This is a genomic window from Mesotoga sp. B105.6.4, from assembly GCF_002896535.1.
GTDB lineage: Bacteria > Thermotogota > Thermotogae > Petrotogales > Kosmotogaceae > Mesotoga.
On the sequence record NZ_JWIM01000023.1, the window covers coordinates 1 to 1,874 of the forward strand.

The window sequence follows — 1,874 nt, forward strand, 5'->3', positions numbered from 1 at the left end:
CCTTGTGGAATCTATTTACAAGCTTACAGAAGGTTTTCCTAAGTCGGAACAGTTTTCGTTATCGGTTCAAATGCAAAGATCAGCTATCTCAGTTCCCTCGAACATAGCCGAGGGATCAGGTAGAATGAGTAGAGGAGATTACATTAGGTTCTTGTATATAGCTAGAGGTTCTCTTCTTGAACTTGATACGCAGCTAGAAATTACAAAGAGATTGGGGTACATTAGTAATGAGCAGTCGGAGAGTATATCCTGCCTCTCAGAGAGCGTACTGAAAATGCTGGATGGTCTAATCTTCTCTCTTAAGAAGAATGTTAAGGCTCCTCTTGTTAAAGAATGTGAGGAAGGCTGAAAGTAGTTAGTTGATCACTTACTACTCACTACTGACTACTTCCTACCATTCCTAAGGAGATGATCCATATGGATAAAACGTCAAAGATCTATGTAGCCGGTCATACCGGTCTTGTTGGTTCGGCTATTATGAGAAAACTAGAATCTGAGGGTTATACGAACATAATAACCAGAACTTTCGAAGAGCTTGATCTGACAGATCAAAAAGCAACACGGGAGTTCTTCGAGAAGGCGAGGCCGGAATATATCTTTCTCGCCGCGGCAAAGGTTGGAGGAATACAGGCAAACAGTGTATATCCTGCCGACTTCATATACATAAACCTCATGATCGAATGCAACGTGATAAAGGCTTCCCATGAATTCGGAGTGAAGAAGCTTCTCTTCCTCGGAAGCTCTTGCATATATCCCAAGATGGCACCTCAACCGATAAAGGAAGAGTATCTTCTTTCCGGATATCTCGAAGAGACGAATGAACCATACGCACTTGCAAAGATATCTGGACTCAAGATGTGCCAGTACTTCAATAAGCAATACGGGACCAATTTCATAAGCGTCATGCCAACAAATCTTTACGGACCGAACGACAACTTCGATCTAAATACAAGTCACGTGTTACCTGCACTGATTCGAAAGTTCCACGAAGCGAAGATAAACAATGCTCCTTATGTTGAGATATGGGGAACGGGTACCCCAAGGAGAGAATTCTTGTTCGTGGATGATCTCGCAGATGCCTGTCTCTTTCTGATGAAGAACTACTCGGGAAATGACTTCTTCAACATAGGAACTGGAGAAGACGTAACAATAAGAGAACTTGCAGAGCTTATAGGAGAAGTAGTTGGTTACAACGGCGAACTGAAGTTCGATACTTCCAAACCAGATGGAACACCAAGGAAGTTACTGGATGTTTCGAGGATTCATAAAATAGGGTGGAGACATAAGACAGAACTCAAGAAAGGGTTGAGAACGACCTATGAGTATTATATTCGGGCAACCAGAATGGTCTAGAGTGCAGATTTGATGAGCGTAAGATAATATGAGGATTCTTTATGATTTCCAAGCCTTTTCGATTCAGAAGTTCGGAGGAATCTCCCGCTACTTCACCGAGATTCTGAAGCGACTGAAAAACAATTCTGAGCTGTCTATTGACATAGCCTGTGTAGCGTCTTCAAATCATTACCTGGTGGACTCCTCATTACTTGTGAAGAACTTCTTTGAAGGTCTTACATTTAAGGGAAAAGGCAAACTTTCAGAAATCCTAAATAGAATGACCTTGAGAGATCGCCTCAAGAAGGGTGAATTTGACATTTTCCATCCAACTTATTATTATGAAATGTATCATCTTTGCCGCAGTAAGAGACCATTCGTGATTACGATTCATGACATGATTCATGAGAAGTTTCTGCGAGATGAACCGGCCTCTGCTGAATTGATTGAGAACAAGAAGATACTTGCACAGAATGCAGCTCACATAATTGCGGTCTCGGAAACAACAAAATCAGATATCGTGGAGTCTTATGGAAGTGGAG

3 protein-coding genes are annotated in these 1,874 nt (G+C 41.8%); all 3 read left to right on the forward strand.

Going from position 1 to position 1,874, the window contains the following annotated elements:
* Window positions 1–349, forward strand: a 349-nt coding sequence (locus tag RJ60_RS06065) for a four helix bundle protein (RefSeq protein ID WP_308410908.1), incomplete at its 5' end; no start/stop codon positions are given.
* A 68-nt stretch (window positions 350–417) separates the two neighbouring features.
* The gene (locus RJ60_RS06070; protein ID WP_103134255.1) at window positions 418–1,353 is read left to right on the forward strand and encodes a GDP-L-fucose synthase; all 936 of its coding nucleotides are present in this window, start codon (window positions 418–420) and stop codon (window positions 1,351–1,353) included.
* A 28-nt stretch (window positions 1,354–1,381) separates the two neighbouring features.
* Window positions 1,382–1,874: glycosyltransferase (locus RJ60_RS06075; RefSeq protein ID WP_146028901.1), on the forward strand; the 493-nt coding region annotated here is incomplete at its 3' end.

What these genes read in the sequence shown, in the direction of transcription:
- RJ60_RS06070 (WP_103134255.1), top strand. Translation starts at nt 418, where the DNA reads ATGGATAAAACGTCAAAGATCTATGTAGCCGGTCATACCGGTCTTGTT.